At 72.0% G+C, this 17,837-nt stretch carries 10 protein-coding genes; 4 read left to right on the forward strand and 6 right to left on the reverse strand.

The genetic code is table 11. The features are described from left to right. Nucleotides 1-103: 103 nt before the first annotated feature. Together BBH68_RS08170 and BBH68_RS08175 are read right to left on the reverse strand one after the other, a co-directional pair. Nucleotides 104-2,476, reverse strand: coding sequence for a bifunctional glycosyltransferase/CDP-glycerol:glycerophosphate glycerophosphotransferase (locus BBH68_RS08170; RefSeq protein WP_065960217.1), 2,373 nt, complete (start codon nucleotides 2,474-2,476; stop codon nucleotides 104-106). Between the two features lie 227 nt (nucleotides 2,477-2,703). Further along, on the reverse strand, nucleotides 2,704-7,698 hold the full coding sequence (locus BBH68_RS08175) for an NAD-glutamate dehydrogenase (RefSeq protein WP_065960218.1): 4,995 nt from the start codon (nucleotides 7,696-7,698) through the stop codon (nucleotides 2,704-2,706). Between the two features lie 364 nt (nucleotides 7,699-8,062). On the opposite strand from BBH68_RS08175, the gene BBH68_RS08180 reads away from it, so the two are divergent. Then, nucleotides 8,063-8,629 carry a DJ-1/PfpI family protein gene (locus tag BBH68_RS08180; protein ID WP_065960569.1) on the forward strand — a complete coding sequence of 189 codons (567 nt, stop codon included), beginning with the start codon at nucleotides 8,063-8,065 and terminating at the stop codon, nucleotides 8,627-8,629. 112 nt (nucleotides 8,630-8,741) lie between these two features. Here the strand turns inward: BBH68_RS08180 and BBH68_RS08185 are convergent, their stop codons facing one another. After that, nucleotides 8,742-9,404: an HAD family hydrolase gene (locus tag BBH68_RS08185; RefSeq protein WP_065960220.1), complete on the reverse strand. Its 663-nt coding sequence runs from the start codon at nucleotides 9,402-9,404 to the stop codon at nucleotides 8,742-8,744. Between the two features lie 127 nt (nucleotides 9,405-9,531). After that, nucleotides 9,532-10,038 (reverse strand): DUF6912 family protein, encoded by a 507-nt coding sequence (locus BBH68_RS08190; protein WP_065960222.1) that lies wholly within the window; start codon nucleotides 10,036-10,038, stop codon nucleotides 9,532-9,534. Nucleotides 10,039-10,458: 420 nt separating this feature from the next. Here BBH68_RS08190 and BBH68_RS42970 point away from each other — a divergent pair, with 420 nt between their 5' ends. Next, complete coding sequence (locus BBH68_RS42970) at nucleotides 10,459-11,037, forward strand: Rv3235 family protein (RefSeq protein WP_245737956.1); 579 nt, start codon at nucleotides 10,459-10,461, stop codon at nucleotides 11,035-11,037. An 883-nt stretch (nucleotides 11,038-11,920) separates the two neighbouring features. Here the strand turns inward: BBH68_RS42970 and secA are convergent. Then, nucleotides 11,921-14,761 carry a preprotein translocase subunit SecA gene (gene secA / locus BBH68_RS08200; protein ID WP_065960224.1) on the reverse strand — a complete coding sequence of 947 codons (2,841 nt, stop codon included), beginning with the start codon at nucleotides 14,759-14,761 and terminating at the stop codon, nucleotides 11,921-11,923. Between the two features lie 238 nt (nucleotides 14,762-14,999). On the opposite strand from secA, the gene BBH68_RS08205 reads away from it, so the two are divergent. Both BBH68_RS08205 and BBH68_RS08210 read left to right on the forward strand, forming a co-directional pair. Then, the gene (locus BBH68_RS08205) at nucleotides 15,000-15,611 is read left to right on the forward strand and encodes a GNAT family N-acetyltransferase (RefSeq protein WP_065960225.1); all 612 of its coding nucleotides are present in this window, start codon (nucleotides 15,000-15,002) and stop codon (nucleotides 15,609-15,611) included. A gap of 158 nt (nucleotides 15,612-15,769) precedes the next feature. Then, on the forward strand, nucleotides 15,770-16,954 hold the full coding sequence (locus BBH68_RS08210; protein ID WP_065960227.1) for a winged helix-turn-helix domain-containing protein: 1,185 nt from the start codon (nucleotides 15,770-15,772) through the stop codon (nucleotides 16,952-16,954). A 116-nt stretch (nucleotides 16,955-17,070) separates the two neighbouring features. Here BBH68_RS08210 and BBH68_RS08215 read toward each other — a convergent pair whose 3' ends face one another. Next, nucleotides 17,071-17,817: a response regulator gene (locus tag BBH68_RS08215; protein WP_065960230.1), complete on the reverse strand. Its 747-nt coding sequence runs from the start codon at nucleotides 17,815-17,817 to the stop codon at nucleotides 17,071-17,073. Nucleotides 17,818-17,837: the final 20 nt, after the last annotated feature.

The following is a 17,837-nucleotide window of genomic DNA, read 5'->3' on the forward strand; positions in this document are numbered from 1 at the left end:
GTTTTCGGCGGTCTCGGGGGTCTCGGCGGTCTCGGGGGTCTTGGCGGTCTCGGCGGTCTCGGCGGCTCCGACGGGCGGGTTCGCCGGTCCGAGGTGGGGGCGGTCAGTCGTGGTCGGGCGACAGGGGCGTGGGCCGGGCCGCGTGCGGCGGAACGCCGTTGATCAGGCCCCGCTTGACGGGGAAGTCATGGCGCTGCGACGCGGACGGTGCCTCGGCCGCAGCGGACTCAGCAGCCGCAGCGGGCTCGGCGGACGCAGCGGGGGCAGCAGGGGCAGCGGACTCGGCGGCCGCGGCGGGCGGCTGAGGGGGCTCCACGGTGTCCTCGCCCAGCATGAGGGTCCGTACCACCCGCTCGGCCGCGCGCCCGTCGTCGAACTGGCAGAAGCGGGCCCGGAAGGCGGCGCGCAGCGCGGTCGCGTCGGCGTCGCGCCAGCGGCCCTCGCGGAAGACGGCGATCAGCTCGTCCTCGGTGCGGGCTACGGGCCCGGGGGTGTCGCCCGGCCGCCCGGAGAGCAGGTCGAAGTAGACGCCCCGGGTGGCCTGGTAGACGTCCCAGTCGTCGGCGTAGACGACGATGGGCCGGTCGAGGTTGGCATAGTCGAACATGATCGACGAGTAGTCCGTGACCAGCACGTCGGCGGCCAGGCACAGCTCCTCCGCCGACGGGTGGCGCGACACGTCGAGGGCCAGCCCCGCCTCCTGGAGCTGCCGCAGCCCGGCCTGCGGCTGGTACGAGTAGTGGGCCCGCACCAGCAGCACCGCCTCCGGGCCCAGGGCGCGGCTGAGGCGTTCGAGGTCCAGGCGGGGCGTGAAGCCCTTCTGGTAGTCGCGGATCGTGGGCGCGTAGAGGACCGTGAGGCAGCCGTCCGGGATCTCCAGCTCCTTGCGGATGCGCCGGATGTCGTCGGCGGAGGCCGAGAAGAAGACGTCGTTGCGCGGATATCCGTACTCCAGCAGGCGGTACGAGGCGGGGTAGACCCGCTCCCACACCTCGCTCGAATGCCGGTTGGAGGAGAGGGCGTAGTCCCAGCGGTCGACCCGCTTGAGGAGGTTGCGGAAGCTCATTCCCGCCGCCGCGGCGGGATAGCGCTGCTGGTCCAGGCCCATGCACTTGAGCGGCGTTCCGTGGAAGGTCTGCAGATGCACGGTGCCCGGCCGCTTGACGACGTCGTTGGGGAAATTGACGTTGTTGATGAGGTACTTCGCGCGGGCCATCGCCCAATAGAAGTCCCGGGTTCCGGAGATGACGTAGTCGACGCCTTCCGGGAGCGAGTCGACCGCGGCCTTCCTCACCACCCACACGCCGTGCACATGCGGCGCCAGCTCCCGGGCCTTGTAGTAGATGGCCGCCGGGTTGCACAGCACTCCCCGCCCCCAGTACGCGGAGTACACGGCCAGGTCGGCGTCGACCGGCCGGCGCCGGTGGACCCGGTAGAGGCTGCGCTTGGCCCGTGCGGCCAGGGGCCGCCGGGTCATCCGCTTGAGCTTGCGGGCCCCGGCCGCCGCCCGCAGCGTCAGCTCGTGCTCCCGGTAGCGGACGTAACTGCCGCGCGCCAGCGCCTCGAAGCGCCACTGCGCGTCGGCGGGCGGGGTGAATCCGTCGGGTACGTGCTCCTGGTACCAGCGGGCGGCCCGCTCGAAGAAGCGCGGGCGATCCTCCGCCGCCACCCGGGAGCGGCGGCCCAGGCAGAACAGGAAGTGGGAGACGGCGCGCTCGAAGAGCAGCGGCCGCAGCGGTTCCAGGTGCGGTCTGCCCTCGAGGAATGCGAAGAGGCGGGCGTACTGCTTGAAGATGACGAAGTGCTTCTCGCCGGGGCTCGCGGTGCTGGCGCCGACGCGGCGCTGACGGTATTCCAGGCCGACCAGGTCCACGCAGGCTATTCGTTCGGCCGTGAGCATCGTCTTGTACGAGAGCAGGGCGTCCTCGTAGATTCCCTCGGTGAACGCGAACCCGTGGCGGGTGTAGAAGGCGCGGTTGTAGACGCGATTGGACGACATCGCGAATATCCGCAGGAATTCCGGGCGCTCCAGGACCGAGAAGACATCGGTCCCGGCCGAGGAGAGCAGCCCGCCGAACAGACTGGGTTCGGCGCGGTCCCACCAGTAGGTGCGGACGTGGTTGAAGTAGAGGATGTCGGGGTCCTCGGTGAGCGCCAGCCGGTCGGCGAGGCCCTCCAGGGTGCCGGGGGCGAGGGTGTCGTCGCCGTCCAGGAAGAGCAGGTAGTCGCCGGTGGCCCGGTCGGCCCCGGCGTTACGGGCCCGGCCCGGGCCGGAGTTGACCGGCTGGTGGACGGGCACCACCCGGCCGTCCCGCACCGCGTACTCGTCGATGATCGCGCCGCAGTGGTCCGGGGAGCAGTCGTCGACCGCCACGACCTCGATGTCGCCGTACGACTGCGTCAGCACGGAGTCCAGGCAGCTCCTCAGATAGCCCTGAACTCGGTAGGCGGCGATGACGATGCTGAATCGGGGCATGGGACACCTCCGGACTGGAGCGCTCATCGTCTGCCCACTATAGGGTGATGTGTCCGAGTCGTCCCGATAAGGCGAGGGAAGGGGTGAAAAGATCGTTGACCCCGGCGGAAGCGCGCCGCGCCGCCCGGGGCAGGCCCCGGGCGGCGCGGCAAATGGGTCAACGCTTCTCAGTACCGGTCAGCGCTTCTCAGTACCGGCCGGCCCTACTCGGCACCGGCCGGCACCGCTCAGCGCTGGGTGCGCAGCAGCGTGCGCATGGTGCGCATGGCCACGGAGAGGTTCGCCAGGTCGAAGGTCTCCGACCCCTGGATCTCCTCCAACGTGGTGCGCGCCCGCTGCAGGATCGCCGCGTTCTTCTCCTCCCAGGACTTGAAGCGCTGCTCCGGCGTGGCCCCGCCGTCGCCCACCGACAGCACGTCGGAGGTGAGGGCGGCATGCGCCGCGTACAGCTCCTCGCGGATGGAGGCGCGGGCCATGGACTGCCACCGGTCGGCGCGCGGCAGTTCGATGATCCGGTCCATCAGCTGAGTGATCCCCAGCCGGTCGGCGAGGTCGTAGTACACCTCGGCGACGGCCAGCGGGTCCTTGCCCACCCGGTCGGCGATGGCGACGATGTCCAGCGTCGGGAAGGCCGAGGAGAAGCCCGCCACCCGGATGGCCAGGTCCTCCGGCACCCCCGCCGCCGTCAGCTCGTCGTGGATCTTCTGGTACCACTCCGCGTCCGCGCCGCGCAGCAGCTTGGGCAGCTGGGCGCGGACCGCCGCGACCCGCTCGCTGAAGAACCCGATGGTCTCGGCGAGCTCCAGCGGCTGCGGGCGGTTGCCGAGCAGCCAGCGGGTACCGCGCTCGACCAGGCGCCGGGAGTGCAGCCGCATCCGGGTCTGGACATCGGCGGCGACCACGTTGTCCAGGGACTCGACCTCGTCCCACACCTCGCCCAGCTCGAAGATCGCGCGGGCCGCGGCCTGGGCGCGCACCACCTCTTCGACGGAGGCGCCGCTCTCCTCCCGCATGCGGTGCAGGAAGGTCGTACCGGCGGAGTTGACCGTGTCGTTGACCAGCACCGTGGTGATGATCTCCCGGCGCAGCGCGTGGCTGTCGATGTGCTCGGGGAACTTCTGCCGCAGGGCCTGCGGGAAGTACGCGTGCAACAGCCGCTGAAGGTACGGGTCGTCCGGCAGGCCGGTGGTGATCAGCTCCTCGGCCACCGTGATCTTGACGTAGGCGAGCAGCACGGCCAGCTCGGGCTGGGTCAGCCCGCGCCCGGCGGCCAGCCGCTCCCGGATCTGGCGGTCGCTGGGCAGGAACTCCAGCCCGCGGTCGAGCCGTCCCTCGCGCACCAGGCGGCGCATCACCCGCTGGTGGGCGTGGAGCAGGCTGGTGGCCTGGGCGGCGGAGTTGGCGAGGGCGACGTTCTGGGCGTAGTTGTTGCGCAGCACCAGCGCGCCGACCTCGTCGGTCATCTCGGCCAGCAGCTTGTTGCGCTGCTTGACCGTCATGTCGCCTTCCCGGACCAGCTCGTTGAGCAGGATCTTGATGTTCACCTCGTGGTCGGAGGTGTCCACACCGGCGCTGTTGTCGATCGCGTCGGTGTTGATCCGCCCGCCGTTGAGGGCGAACTCGATCCGGCCCAGCTGGGTCAGGCCCAGGTTGCCGCCCTCGCCGACGACCTTGACCCGCAGCTCCTGGCCGTCCACCCGGATGGCATCGTTCGCCTTGTCGCCCACGTCGGCGTGCGACTCGGTGGACGACTTGACGTACGTGCCGATGCCGCCGTTCCACAGCAGGTCGACCGGGGCCTTGAGGATGGCCCTCATCAGGTCGGCCGGGGTCATCTTGGCGACCTTGGACTCGATGCCGAGGGCGGCCCGCACCTGCGGGGTGATCGGGATCGCCTTGGCCGAGCGCGGGTGGATCCCGCCGCCCTGGGAGAGCAGGCTGGTGTCGTAGTCGGCCCACGAGGAGCGCGGCAGCTCGAACAGGCGGCGGCGCTCGGCGTAGGAGACCGCGCTGTCCGGGTTGGGGTCGAGGAAGATGTGCCGGTGGTCGAAGGCCGCGACCAGCCGGATGTGCTCGCTGAGCAGCATGCCGTTGCCGAACACGTCGCCGGACATGTCGCCGACGCCGACCACGGTGAAGTCCTCGGTCTGGGTGTCGTGGCCCAGCTCGCGGAAGTGCCGCTTGACGGACTCCCACGCGCCGCGGGCCGTGATGCCCATGCCCTTGTGGTCGTAGCCGGCGGAGCCGCCGGAGGCGAAGGCGTCGCCGAGCCAGAACCCGTAGGACTGGGCGACCTCGTTGGCGATGTCGGAGAAGGTCGCGGTGCCCTTGTCGGCGGCGACCACCAGGTAGGTGTCGTCGCCGTCGTGGCGGACCACGTTCTTGGGCGGCTCGACCTGGCCGCCGACCATGTTGTCGGTGATGTCGAGCAGACCCGAGATGAAGGTCTTGTAGCAGGCGATGCCCTCGGCCAGCCAGGCGTCCCGGTCGACGGCCGGGTCGGGCAGCCGCTTGCCGACGAAGCCGCCCTTGGCGCCGACCGGCACGATGACGGTGTTCTTCACCATCTGCGCCTTGACCAGGCCCAGGATCTCGGTGCGGAAGTCCTCACGCCGGTCGGACCAGCGCAGACCGCCGCGCGCGACCTTGCCGAAGCGCAGGTGCACGCCCTCCACCCGCGGGGAGTAGACCCAGATCTCGTACGCCGGGCGCGGCGCGGGCAGATCGGGGATGGCCTGCGGGTCCAGCTTCATCGACAGGTACTCGTGCGGCCTGCCGTCCTCGTCCTTCTGGAAGTGGTTGGTGCGCAGGGTGGCCTTGATGAGGGTGAGGAAGGAGCGCAGGATGCGGTCCTCGTCCAGCGAGGCCACCTGGTCCAGCGCCGCGTCCAGCTCCTCCAGCAGGGCGTCGGTCAGCTCGGTGCCGGCCCGCTGCCGCTCCGGCGACATCCGGGCCTCGAACAGGCTCACCAGCAGCCGGGTGGTGTGGACGTTCGTACGGAGGGTGTCCTCCATGTACGCCTGGCTGAAGGTGGACCCGGCCTGGCGCAGGTACTTGGCGTACGCGCGCAGCACCATGGCCTGCCGCCAGGTGAGCCCGGCGCCCAGCACCAGCTCGTTGAAGTTGTCGTTCTCCGCCTGGCCGGTCCACACCGCGGCGAACGCGTTCTGGAAGCGCTCGCGGGCGTCGTCGGCGAGGCCGTCGCCGTCGTGGCGGGGCAGCCTGAGCCCGAAGTCGTAGATCCAGGCGTTGGTGCGGTCCGAGCAGCGCAGCTCGTACGGGCGCTCGTCGACGACCTCGACGCCGAGCCGGGTGAGCACCGGCAGCACCGCGGACAGCGAGACCTGCTCACCGACGCGGTAGATCTTGAAGCGGCGCTCGGCGGGGGCCGCCCCCACCGGCTCGTACAGGCTGACCGCGAAGGACTGCTCGCTGTCCTTCAGCCGCTCCAGGTGCTGCAGGTCGGCGACCGCGCCGCGCGGGGAGTGGTCGGCCTTGTAGCCCTCGGGGAAGGCGTGCTGGTAGCGGCGCAGCAGCTCGGCGGCGCGCTCCTCGCCGACCTCGGAGGTCAGCGCCTCGGCGAAGCCGTCGGCCCAGGAGCGGGCGGCGTCCACCAGCCGGGACTCGATGCGCTCGACGTCGGCGTCGGTCAGGTCCGGCAGCTCGGAGCCGGGCTGGACGCGGACCACGAAGTGCAGCCGGGAGAGCACCGACTCGGTGTGCAGCGCGGTGAAGTCGACCGGCACCCGGCCGTTCAGCTCCTCCAGCAGGATGTCGGTCAGCCGCAGCCGGACCTCGGTGGTGAAGCGGTCGCGCGGCAGGTAGACCAGGGCGGAGTAGTAGCGCCCGTACTCGTCCTGGCGCAGGAACAGCCGCAGCCGGCGGCGCTCCTGGAGGTAGAGCACGCTGGTCACGATGGACCGCAGCTGGTCGACCGGGGTCTGGAACAGCTCGTCGCGCGGGTAGGTCTCCAGGATCTGCAGCAGGTCCCGGCCGTCGTGGCTGTTGGGCAGGAACCCGGCGCCCTCCAGGACCTCCTCCACCTTGCGGCGGATCACCGGCACCCGGCGCACGGACTCGGTGTACGCGGCGGAGGAGAACAGCCCGAGGAAGCGCCGCTCGCCGATCACATTGCCCTTGGCGTCGAACTTCTTGACGCCGATGTAGTCCAGGTACGAGGGGCGGTGGACGGTGGCGCGGCTGTTGGCCTTGGTGAGGACCAGCAGCTTGTGCTCGCGCGCCTTGGCGCGGGCGTCGGCCGGCAGCCGGTTGAACGACGGCGAGACGGGGCGGCCGTCGCCGGTCTCGGCGGCCGCCGCCGGCAGGCTCGCGTGGGCGCTCTCGGACGTGTCCCGGTGGTGCGGGTCGGAGCGCAGGATGCCCAGGCCGGTGCCGGGCACGGCGCTCAGCACGTCCTCCTCGCCGCCGGACTCGGCGGGCGCCTGCGTCAGCTCGTACTCGCGGTAGCCGATGAACGTGAAGTGGTCGTCGGCCAGCCAGCGCAGCAGCTCGCGGGCCTCCTCGATCTCCTGGGGGCGCACCTCGCTCGCCGTGGGCTCCTCGGCCAGGCCCTCGGCCATGCGCAGCGCCGTCTCACGCATCTTCTCCCAGTCCTCGACGGCCTCCCGGACGTCGGAGAGCACGCGCAGCAGATCGGCGGTGATCTGCTTGAGGTCGCCGCGGTCGGTCTCGCGGTCGATCTCGACGTGGATCCAGGACTCGACGACGGCGTCGTGCGGCAGCTTCTCGGGCCGGCCCTCCGGGGAGACGTCCAGCACCTCGATCAGCTTGCCGGTGATGTCGCGGCGGACCAGCACCTGCGGGTGGATGACCACGTGGATGCCGCGGCCCTGGCGGGTCAGCTCGTTGGTGACCGAGTCGACCAGGAACGGCATGTCGTCGGTGACCACCTCGACCACGGAGTGGCTGCAGGTCCAGCCGTGCTCCTCGACGGTCGGGGTGTGCACCCGGACGTTCGCGGTGCCCTGCGGGCGCGACTCGGCCAGGCGGTAGTGGGAGAGGGCCGCGCCGAAGACGTCCACCGGGTCGCGGCCCGCGAGATCTTCCGGCGGCGTGTGCTGGTAGTAGTGCTGAAGGTAGGCGGTCAGAGTCTCGGGGCCTGGTCCCTGTACCGGTTGCTGTCCCCCGGCAGGACTGTTCTCAGCGACCCGGGCGGCCCGTGTGAGCAGCTCGGCCTTGGCTTCGTCCAGCTTGGTCTGCATGTCCTCTGGCTCCTGTCGCGCGCCGTTGCGTGACATCGATAGCGGTGGCATGACGTCGCGACGCGGGATATCCGGTCTGGGACGACGATATGCCCGTGCGGGGGATGGCCGGGGAGAACTCGGCCGAAAGTGACCAAGGCCCCAGGCGGCACCGGTCAGCGGCGGCCCGAGCCCGGGGGAAGTCCGGGATCGGTGCGGGGGCCTCGTCGCCCCCACGGCCTATCGCGCTGATCACGCAGTAAGGCTATCGCTCCACCCCAGGGGGCCGTCATGAGCCGTTCGTGTACAAAACCGGGGCCCGAAGTTTGACGTAATGGACAGCGACGCAGGTGGTACAGGGGGTCCTGGTGTGGAGGTGGGCGGCATGGCGGCGAAGATCCTGCTCGTGACCGGCGACGCGGCGGAGTCCCTGGAGGTGCTCTATCCGCTCCAGCGGCTGCGCGAGGAGGGCTACGAGGTGCATGTGGCGGCCCCGGCCCGCAAGACGCTGCGGTTCGTGGTGCACGACTTCGAGGAGGGCTTCGACACCTACACCGAGAAGCCCGGCTACACCTGGCCCGCCGACCTCGCCTTCTCCGAGGTCGAGCCGGGTCAGTACGCCGGACTGGTGATCCCCGGCGGACGCGCCCCCGAATACTTGCGCAACGATCCCGAGCTACGCAAGATCCTCAAGTCCTTCTTCGACGCCGACAAGCCGGTGGCCCAGATCTGCCACGGCCCCCTGCTGACGGCGGCGGTCGGCGCGCTCACGGGCCGCCGGGTGACCGCCTACCCCGCCCTTGAGCTGGACATGCAGGCGGCGGGGGCGACCTTCCAGGACGCGGAGGTGGTGGTCGACGGCGCGCTGGTGTCCTCGCGGGCCTGGCCGGACCATCCGGCGTGGCTGCGGGAGTTCCTGGCGGTGCTGCGGTCGAAGGCGCCGCAGGGCTGAGCGGGCCGGGGCTGAGCGCGGCTGGGCTGAGTGCGGCTGGGCTGAGCGCCTGTCGCCTGAGCGGGCGTACGGGCCGTCGCCCCGGCCGACCGGGGCGGCCGGGGCGGCCGGGTCAGTCGACCAGCTGCCCGGCCTCGGCGACGGCCTCCTCCAGGGTGTCCACGACCGGCACCCCCGCCGCCAGCAGGCTGGCCCGGCTGTGCGAGCCCCCCGTGTAGAGCACCGCGCGGGCGCCCGCGTGGCGCGCCGCGACGGCGTCGTCCAGCGCGTCCCCGATCACCACGATGCGATCCGGCGGCACGCCCTCCAGCGCGGCCACATGCCGCACCATCTGCTCCGCCTTGCCCGTGTCGCTCTGCCCCGTACGCCCGTCCACGCGGACGAAGCGCGACTCGATGCCGTGGGTGCGCACCAGGGGGATCAGCCGCCGGTGCTCGGCCAGGGAGCACAGCGACTGGGTGAGCCCGGCGGCCTGCCAGTCGGCGAGCAGCCGCTCGGCCCCCAGCGCCAGACCGGCGCTCTCGGCCATGACCCAGTAGTGCCGGTGGAACGCATCGTCCATCGCCCGCCACTCGGCGTCCGTCGGCAGCCGCCCCATCAGGCGCTCGTAGAAGCGCGGGACCGGGACGCAGTACAGCTCTCGGTAGCGCTCCAGGGTGATAGGGGGCAGGCCGATCTCGGCGAACGAGGCGTTCGTCGCCGAGATCACGACGTCGTTGTCGTGAAAAAGGGTGCCGTTCCAGTCCCAGACGATGTGCGTCACTTTCTTCCCCATTCGACGACCGTACCGAACGGGTCCGACCTGATGAGGTTCGCCGGGATCACCCGAGGGGGCCAGGCGATGGGCCGATGGGCCAGGCGACGGGGCTCACTCGACGAGAAGGCCCACTCGACGAGGCTGCTCACTCGACGAGGTAGGGGATCTCCTGGGCGTCGTACCAGAGCAGCTCGTGGTCCTCCGCGCCGTCCACCGTGAACTGCGCGTCGTCGTCCCCGAGGTCCGCCGCGCCCAGCGCCTCGGCCGCGGCCTCGACGTCCCGCTCGGCCTCGTCGGAGTCGACGTGGACCGCGGCGGCCTTGGCCAGCGGCACGGGGAACGCGATCCGCACCTCCCCGAGCGAGGAGTGGTCGAGGCCGCGGTCCGGGTCCGCCACCGCGTCCCCGTCCGGCACGTCCACCGCCACCACGACCCGCCGCCGGGGCGCCTGCCGGTCGACCGCGAGCTGCCGCAAGGAGGCCTGCGCGGCGCGGCTCAGCGCGGCGTACTCCAGCTCCTCGATGTCGTCGGAGACGTACCACTCGCGCAACGCGGGAGTGACGCCGTAGGCGGTCAACGGGGCCGGGCCCAGTTCCCCCGCCTTGTGCGCCTCGGCGAGACCGGGGAGGGTCAGGGGGACGTAGACGCGCATGGCTGCCGCTTTCCTCAAGTTCCTGCAGTTGCCAGCCAGCATACGTTCGCCACCCCCTCCCCGGGCCGCCCCGTGCGCGACCCGAGCGCGACGCGAGCGCGGGACGGGCCGGCCCCATGCGGTCCCCCATCGGGGGCGATCGGGGTCATCGGGCTGACCGCCGGCCTTGGCCCGCCCAGCGCCCGTCCAGCGCCCCTCCAGCGCCGACCTGCCGGGCAGAAGCGCCGAGTCCCGCCGCGCGGACCGTGGCGGCACCCCCGGACCCCGACCGTCCCCCGGCTCACCCGGATAGGTGAACCCCGACGGGCGGGCCGCGGGCGGGGCGGGGTCCTTGCCGGTGGCGGAAAGGCGTCGATAGAAGACTGCCGACCCAAGCTACTGCCCGGTATCTTCACCGGGCCCGGGAGAGCGGCGAGGCGCATGGACAGGACCATCCCGACGACGGCCCCGACCGGAGCCGCCACGGAAGGCGACGCGACGCGCCGCACGGCGGCGGGCGCGAGCGGCCGGGGCACACGCCCCGGCGCCCCCGCCCCCGCGCCACGCCGGGGCGCGGGGGCGGGCGCCCCGGCCCGGAGCGGGCCGCCGCGGCGCCGTGACTCCCGGCGCCCGGCGGGTCCCGGATCGGTGTCCCGCACGGCGGCCGCCGCCGCCCGGCGCAGGGAGCGCGAGCGACTGCCGCGCTACTGGTTCGCCAACCAGCTGCTGCTCACCCTGAGCGGCCGGCGCCCCGTCCACACCCTGCTCGGCCACACCCTCCCGGCCGCGTACGACCGGCTGATCGAACTCGCGCCCCTGGCACCCCTGCGCCCCACTGGAAGCCGCGCCGCTGCCCCCGTCGTACGGCGCTGCGACGAATACCAGCCACGCCAGGGAGCCATCGAGGCCTTCGCCCGCATCGCCTACGGCGACCCCCTGCGGGCCCTCGCCTTCCGCCTGGAACTGGGCCCCGACGCCCGCTGGCGCTGCGCCGCCTTCGACATCGGCCCGACCATGTAGGCCCCCGGCCACCCCGGTCATAAGGCCGGCAGGCCCGGGCGCGGCGGCGGCCCGGAGGCGGCCCTACGGAGGCGGCGGCCTGGCGCGGCGACCGCCGGCCCGATGGGCCGCGGCGGCCGCACGAACGCGCCGCCCGGGCCGGGGTGGTCGCCCCCGCGCCCCGGCGTGGCGCGGGGGCACCGGGACGCGTGCCGCGGCCGCTCGTGCCCGCCGCCGTGCGGCGCGTGCCGCCGACCGGACCACCACCGAAGCGGTGGGCCACCCGGAGCCCGCGCCCACCGACCGGCCACCCGTACCGCCGAACGGCCCGGAACTGGGCTACGAGCCGCTCTGGTGCCCCGAGGACCAGACGGCCCCCGCACCCCCGCCGCCGAGCCGCACCGGGTGGCGGTGCTCACCCCCCGCGTGGTCGCCTCGCGCGGCCCGGCGGCGGCTCCGTACTGGGCCGCATGGGGGGCTCGGGCCCCGGCCGCGCGGCGCCGAGCGGGGACAGCCCCCGCAAGCCCGCTGCGGCCCACGCTCGCGGCCCTGCCGCCCGCCCCGGTCCGCCACCCTCAGGGCACCCCACGCAGGCTCCGGGACCCTCGCCGCGCCCATGGGCCCCACCGAGACGCCCCTGACACCCGCACTCCGCCGGGGGCTCCCCTGGCGGGCTCCCGGGCCCCCGGCCGCCCCTCATGGGCCCTCGAAGAGGCCCTGGGGCGGCCTGCCGGCCGCCACAGGGCCGCACACGGCGACGGGCCGGGCCGCGGGCCGCACCACGCGTACGGGCCGGGCCGGGGGCGCACAACGGCGACGGGCCGGGCCCCGCGCCTTGCGACGCGGGGCCCGGCCCGTACGCGGTCGGTCCCAGCCCGGGCGAGCCGGGCCGGGACCGGCTGGGTTACTTCTTGCGGCGGCGGCCGCCCTTGTTCGCCTTGCGGCGCTCGGCGCGGGTCATGCCATCCGACTCGGAGCGGGGGGCGGGGGGCGTGTCGCCGTTGGTGAAGTCGCCTTCGACGATGCCACCCTCGCCGTCCACCGTGGGGGCGGAGAAGTGCAGCCGGTCGGGGCGCTGCGGGGCCTCCAGGCCCTTGGCGTGGATCTCGGGGCGGCCGTTGGCGGAGACGGCCGCGGGGACCGCGTCCTGCCCGCCGTCGGCGGCGGCCACGGCCTCCTTCTCGCCCTCCTCGACCGGGACCTCCTCGACCTGCTGCTCGACCTGGACCTCCAGGTTGAACAGGTAGCCGACGGACTCCTCCTTGATGCCGTCCATCATCGCCTGGAACATGTCGAAGCCCTCGCGCTGGTACTCGACCAGCGGGTCCTTCTGGGCCATGGCGCGCAGGCCGATGCCCTCCTGGAGGTAGTCCATCTCGTAGAGGTGCTCGCGCCACTTGCGGTCCAGGACGGACAGCACCACGCGCCGCTCCAGCTCACGCATGATCTCGGAGCCCAGCTGCTCCTCACGCGCGTCGTACTGCTCGTGGATGTCGTCCTTGATGGCATCGAGGATGAAGTCGGCGGTCAGTCCGGCGCGCTCGCCGACGGCCTCCTCCAGCTCCTCGATGGTGACCTTCACCGGGTAGAGCTGCTTGAAGGCGCCCCACAGCCGGTCGAGGTCCCACTCCTCGGCGAAGCCCTCGGAGGTCTCCTCCCGGACGTAGGCCTCGATGGTGTCGTCCATGAAGTGGCGCACCTGCTCGTGCAGGTCCTCGCCCTCCAGGACCCGGCGGCGCTCGCCGTAGATGACCTCGCGCTGCCGGTTGAGCACCTCGTCGTACTTCAGGACGTTCTTACGGGTCTCGAAGTTCTGCTGCTCGACCTGCGACTGCGCGGAGGCGATCGCGCGGGTGACCATCTTGTTCTCGATCGGGACGTCGTCGGGCACGTTGGCCATGGCCATGACGCGCTCGACCATCTGCGCCTTGAAGAGCCGCATCAGGTCGTCGCCGAGCGAGAGGTAGAAGCGGGACTCGCCGGGGTCGCCCTGGCGGCCGGAGCGGCCGCGGAGCTGGTTGTCGATGCGGCGCGACTCGTGGCGCTCGGTGCCCAGCACATACAGCCCGCCGAGCTCCTTGACCTCCTCGAACTCGGCCTTGACCGCGGCCTCGGCCTTCTCCAGCGCGGCGGGCAGCGCGGCCGCCCACTCCTCGGCGTGCTCGACCGGGTCGAGGCCGCGCTGGCGCAGCTCCGCCTCGGCGAGGTCGTCGGGGTTGCCGCCGAGCTTGATGTCGGTGCCGCGGCCGGCCATGTTCGTGGCGACGGTGACGGCGCCCTTGCGGCCGGCCTGGGCGACGATCGTCGCCTCACGGTCGTGCTGCTTGGCGTTGAGCACCTCATGGGGCACGCCGCGCTTGGCGAGCTGCTGGGAGAGGTACTCGGACTTCTCCACGGAGGTGGTGCCGACCAGGACCGGCTGGCCCTTCTCGTGCTTCTCGACGATGTCCTCGACGACCGCCTCGAACTTCGCGACCTCGGTGCGGTAGATCAGGTCGGACTGGTCGATGCGGGCCACCGCGCGGTGGGTGGGGATGGGGACCACGCCGAGCTTGTAGATCTGGTGGAACTCGGCGGCCTCGGTCATCGCCGTACCGGTCATGCCGGAGAGCTTGTCGTAGAGGCGGAAGAAGTTCTGAAGGGTGATGGTGGCGAGGGTCTGGTTCTCGTCCTTGATCTCCACCCCTTCCTTCGCCTCGATCGCCTGGTGCATGCCCTCGTTGTAGCGGCGGCCGGCGAGGATACGGCCGGTGTGCTCGTCGACGATCATGACTTCGCCGTCCATGACGACGTAGTCCTTGTCCTTCTTGAAGAGCTCCTTGGCCTTGATCGCGTTGTTCAGGTAGCCGACCAGCGGCGTGTTGACCGACTCGTACAGATTGTCGATCCCCAGCCAGTCCTCGACCTTCGTGACACCCGACTCATGGATGGCGACGGTCCGCTTCTTCTCGTCGACCTCGTAGTCCCCGGTCTCCTCCACGCCCTTCTGCGGATTGGCCGCCTCGCCCCTGGTCAGGCGGGTGACCAGCTTCGCGAAGTCGCCGTACCACTTGGTGGCCTGGTCGGCCGGGCCGGAGATGATCAGCGGCGTGCGGGCCTCGTCGACGAGGATGGAGTCGACCTCGTCGACGATGGCGAAGTTGTGGCCGCGCTGCACCAGCTCGTCCTGCGACCACGCCATGTTGTCGCGCAGGTAGTCGAAGCCGAACTCGTTGTTGGTGCCGTACGTGATGTCGCACGCGTACTGCTCACGGCGCTGCGCGGGCGTCATGTTCGCCAGGATGCAGCCGACCGACAGACCGAGGAACTTGTGGACCCGGCCCATCCACTCCGAGTCGCGCTCGGCCAGGTAGTCGTTGACCGTGATCAGGTGGACACCCTTGCCGGACAGCGCGTTCAGATACGCGGGGAGCGTGCCGACGAGGGTCTTGCCCTCACCGGTGCGCATCTCGGCCACGTATCCCAGGTGCAGCGCCGCGCCGCCCATCAGCTGGACGTCGTAGTGGCGCTGGCCGAGCACGCGCTTGGCCGCCTCGCGGACCGTCGCGAACGCCTCGGGCATGAGGTCGTCCAGACTCTCTCCGTCGGCGTACCGCTCCTTGTACTCCTCGGTGAGGGCACGGAGCTCGGCGTCGGAGAGGTTGACGAAGTCCTCTTCGATGGAATTGACCTGGTCCGCGATGCGGTGCAGCTTGCGCAGGATCTTTCCTTCGCCTGCACGCATGAGCTTGTTGAAGACGGACACGTAGGCTGACTCCTCGCCGGTCGGGCCTGGCACGGTCGGGTGCGCTGGCGCGGCATTATCAAGGGGCACCGGCCCCGCCGCAACGGCCATCGTAAGACAGGACCCCACCACGCCGGGAGGTCCGTCACTACGAGGAGCCGGTGTCACCTCTCCGTGTCAACGTATGAGGCGGCCGCCAGGTGCCCCTGAACCGGCGAAACCGCTCGCGGCCCTCCCGGCGGCGCCCCAGACTCGGGCCATGGAACCTGTCACCCTCACCACCGGGCGTCTGCTGCTGCGCCCCTTCGAGCCCCGCGACGCCGACGCGGTCCACGCCGCCTGTCAGGACCCGGACATCCGCCGCTGGACCCCCGTGCCCTCCCCGTACGAGCGCGCCCACGCCGAGGAATTCGTGGGGCGGGTCTGCCCGGAGGAGTGGCGGGACGACATCAGCTACCGCTTCGCCGTGGTCACCCGGGACGGCGGCGCCCTCGTCGGCTCCATGGCCCTGGTGCAGCTGGCCCGGCTGCGCACCGAGGAGCACCAGGCGGAGCTGGGCTACTGGACGGCCCCGGAGCACCGGCGGCGCGGGTTCACCGGCGAGGCGGCGCGGGCGGTGGTCGAGTGGGCCTTCACCGCACTGGGCGTGGAGCGGCTGGAATGGTGCGCGCAGGTCGGCAACGAGGGGTCGCGGGCGGTAGCCCTGGCGGCGGGGTTCCGGATGGAGGGGATCGACCGGGCGCGGATCGTGCACCACGGGACCCGTCGGGACGCCTGGCGGGGCGCGATCCTGCCCTCGGACCTGGGCCTCCCGTCGACCACTCCATACCTGCCCGCGCCCGAGCGCCCGGCGGTCACGGACCCCGCCTGAGCGGGGGGACGGGGGTGTTGTTTTCGGGGCGGCGGGCGCGGCGGCGCAAGGGGTCGGCAACGCGGGGGCGGCGGCGCGGGGGCGGCGGGCGCAGGGCCGGGTCTCGGCGGCGCGGGGGTCGGCGGGAGTTGTCGGTGCCACCCTCTACGGTGTCCGGCATGACGATCGCAGCGTCCGGATCCGCGCCCGCCCCCAAGCCCGAGGTCACCCTGTCCGCCGACGAGGCGCGCCGGATCGCGCTGCGCGCCCAGGGCCTGCTCGGCGCGCCGGACCGGCGCGCCGGCGTGCGGGGGGTGCTGCGCCATCTGGGCGCGGTGCAGCTCGACACGATCTCGGTGCTGGCCCGCTCCCACGAGCTGATTCCGTACGCGCGGCTGGGCGCGGTCGGCCGGCCGGCGGTCGAGTCGGCGTACTGGACCGGGACCCGGGCCTTCGAGTACTGGTCGCACGCCGCCTGTGTGCTGCCGATCGAGGAGTGGCCGTACTTCGCCTTCCGCCGCCGCGCCTACCGCGGCCGCCCGCACTGGTACCACGAGCTGCCGGACGGGGCGTACGAGACGGTCGTGAAGCGGCTGCGGGAGGACGGCCCGCTGACCGCGACGGAGCTGGGCGGCGCCAAGAACGGCGGCCCGTGGTGGGACTGGTCGGCCGCCAAGGTCGCCGTGGAGCGGGCGCTGATGTACGGCGAGGTGGTGTGCGTCGAGCGGCGCGGCTGGAAGCGGGTCTACGACCTGGCCGAGCGCGCCGTGCCGGCCGCCCTGCTGCACGACGACCTGGACGACGCGGAGTGCCTGCGGCGGCTGGTCGGGCTCGCCGGCCGGGCCCTGGGGGTCGGCACCCGCGCCGACATCGCCGACTACCACCGGCTGAAGGCCGAGCAGGTGGAGGCGGTGATCGCGGACTCGGGCCTGGTGCCGGTGACGGTGGCCGGCTGGGACAAGCCGGCCTGGGCGGACCCGGAGGCGCTGGCCACCCCGGTGCGCGGCCGCCATCGCACGACCCTGCTGTCGCCCTTCGACTCCCTCATATGGGACCGCGCCCGCACGGAGCGGATCTTCGGCTTCACCCACCGGCTGGAGGCGTATGTGCCCAAGCCCAAGCGGATCCACGGCTACTTCGCCATGCCGCTGCTGTCGGCCGGGCGGCTGCTGGGCCGCGTGGACCCGGCCCGGGAGGGGAAGACGCTGGTCGCCCGGCAGGTGTCCCTGGAGGGGCCCAAGGCCGTGGCGCCCATGGCCCGGGCGCTGCTGGAGGCGGCCGAGTGGGTGGGCTGCGAGTCCGTGCGGACCGAGCGCGTCGACCCCCCGGAGCTCGCCGCCGCGCTCGCGGCCCAGGTCGCCTAGGGGCGATGCCCCTGCCCGTGGCTTTGTGGTGAGTATCGGACAGCGACACGCCGTGGTGTCGGCGTGTCGCTGTCCGATACTCACCACACATCAGGCTGTGGACGCGGAAGCGCCGCTCACCTGATCTCGAGGATCTTCTCCCGCATCGCGTAGACCACGGCCTCCATCCGGGAGTGCAGCTGTAGCTTCTCCAGGATGTTGCGGACGTGGTTCTTCACCGTGTTCTCGCTGATGAACAGCTCTTTGGCGATGTCGCGGTTGTTCATGCCCGTGGCGACGAGCTTGAGCACCTCCAGCTCCCGGTCGGTGAGCCGGGGCGCGGGCACCAGCCGCCGCTCGTCGGTGCGCTGGATCATCGACTTGAACTCGGTGAGGAGCTTGGACGCCATCGACGGGCTGATCTGGGACTGGCCGTCGGCGACCGCCCGGATCGCGGTGGACACCTCGTCGGTGGAGATCTCCTTGAGCAGATAGCCGGTGGCACCCGCCTTGATCGCGTCGTAGAGATCCGCCTCCTCGTCGCTGATCGTCAGCATGATGATCTTCGCGCTGGGCGCCACCTCCTTGATGGAGGTGCACGCCTCGATCCCACCGCGCTTGGGCATCCGCACGTCCATCAGCACGATGTCCGGCAGCAGATCCGCCGCCTTGTCCACGGCCTCGGCGCCGTCCCCCGCCTCGCCGACGACCTGGATGTCCTCCTCCTGGGCCAGGACGATCTCCAGCCCGCGCCGGAAGAGCGCGTGATCGTCCACCACGAGGACCCGAATCGGCTCCTTGCGCGGCTCACCGCGCGACTCGCCCCTGTCCGCTCCGACGCCTTGGTCATCGCCGTCGGTCGCGGGCCCGAAGCTGTCCGCCATCGTTCCTCCCCCTGAAGGCC

The sequence above is a fragment of the Streptomyces sparsogenes genome (assembly GCF_001704635.1).
Lineage (GTDB): Bacteria > Actinomycetota > Actinomycetes > Streptomycetales > Streptomycetaceae > Streptomyces > Streptomyces sparsogenes.

Coding starts and splice junctions, on each gene's coding strand:
- BBH68_RS08180 (WP_065960569.1), top strand. CDS start 8,063: ATGGCGGCGAAGATCCTGCTCGTGACCGGCGACGCGGCGGAGTCCCTG.
- BBH68_RS08215 (WP_065960230.1), bottom strand. CDS start 17,817: ATGGCGGACAGCTTCGGGCCCGCGACCGACGGCGATGACCAAGGCGTC.
- BBH68_RS08175 (WP_065960218.1), bottom strand. CDS start 7,698: ATGCAGACCAAGCTGGACGAAGCCAAGGCCGAGCTGCTCACACGGGCC.
- BBH68_RS42970 (WP_245737956.1), top strand. CDS start 10,459: ATGGACAGGACCATCCCGACGACGGCCCCGACCGGAGCCGCCACGGAA.
- BBH68_RS08210 (WP_065960227.1), top strand. CDS start 15,770: ATGACGATCGCAGCGTCCGGATCCGCGCCCGCCCCCAAGCCCGAGGTC.
- BBH68_RS08205 (WP_065960225.1), top strand. CDS start 15,000: ATGGAACCTGTCACCCTCACCACCGGGCGTCTGCTGCTGCGCCCCTTC.
- BBH68_RS08185 (WP_065960220.1), bottom strand. CDS start 9,404: ATGGGGAAGAAAGTGACGCACATCGTCTGGGACTGGAACGGCACCCTT.
- BBH68_RS08170 (WP_065960217.1), bottom strand. CDS start 2,476: ATGCCCCGATTCAGCATCGTCATCGCCGCCTACCGAGTTCAGGGCTAT.
- BBH68_RS08190 (WP_065960222.1), bottom strand. CDS start 10,038: ATGCGCGTCTACGTCCCCCTGACCCTCCCCGGTCTCGCCGAGGCGCAC.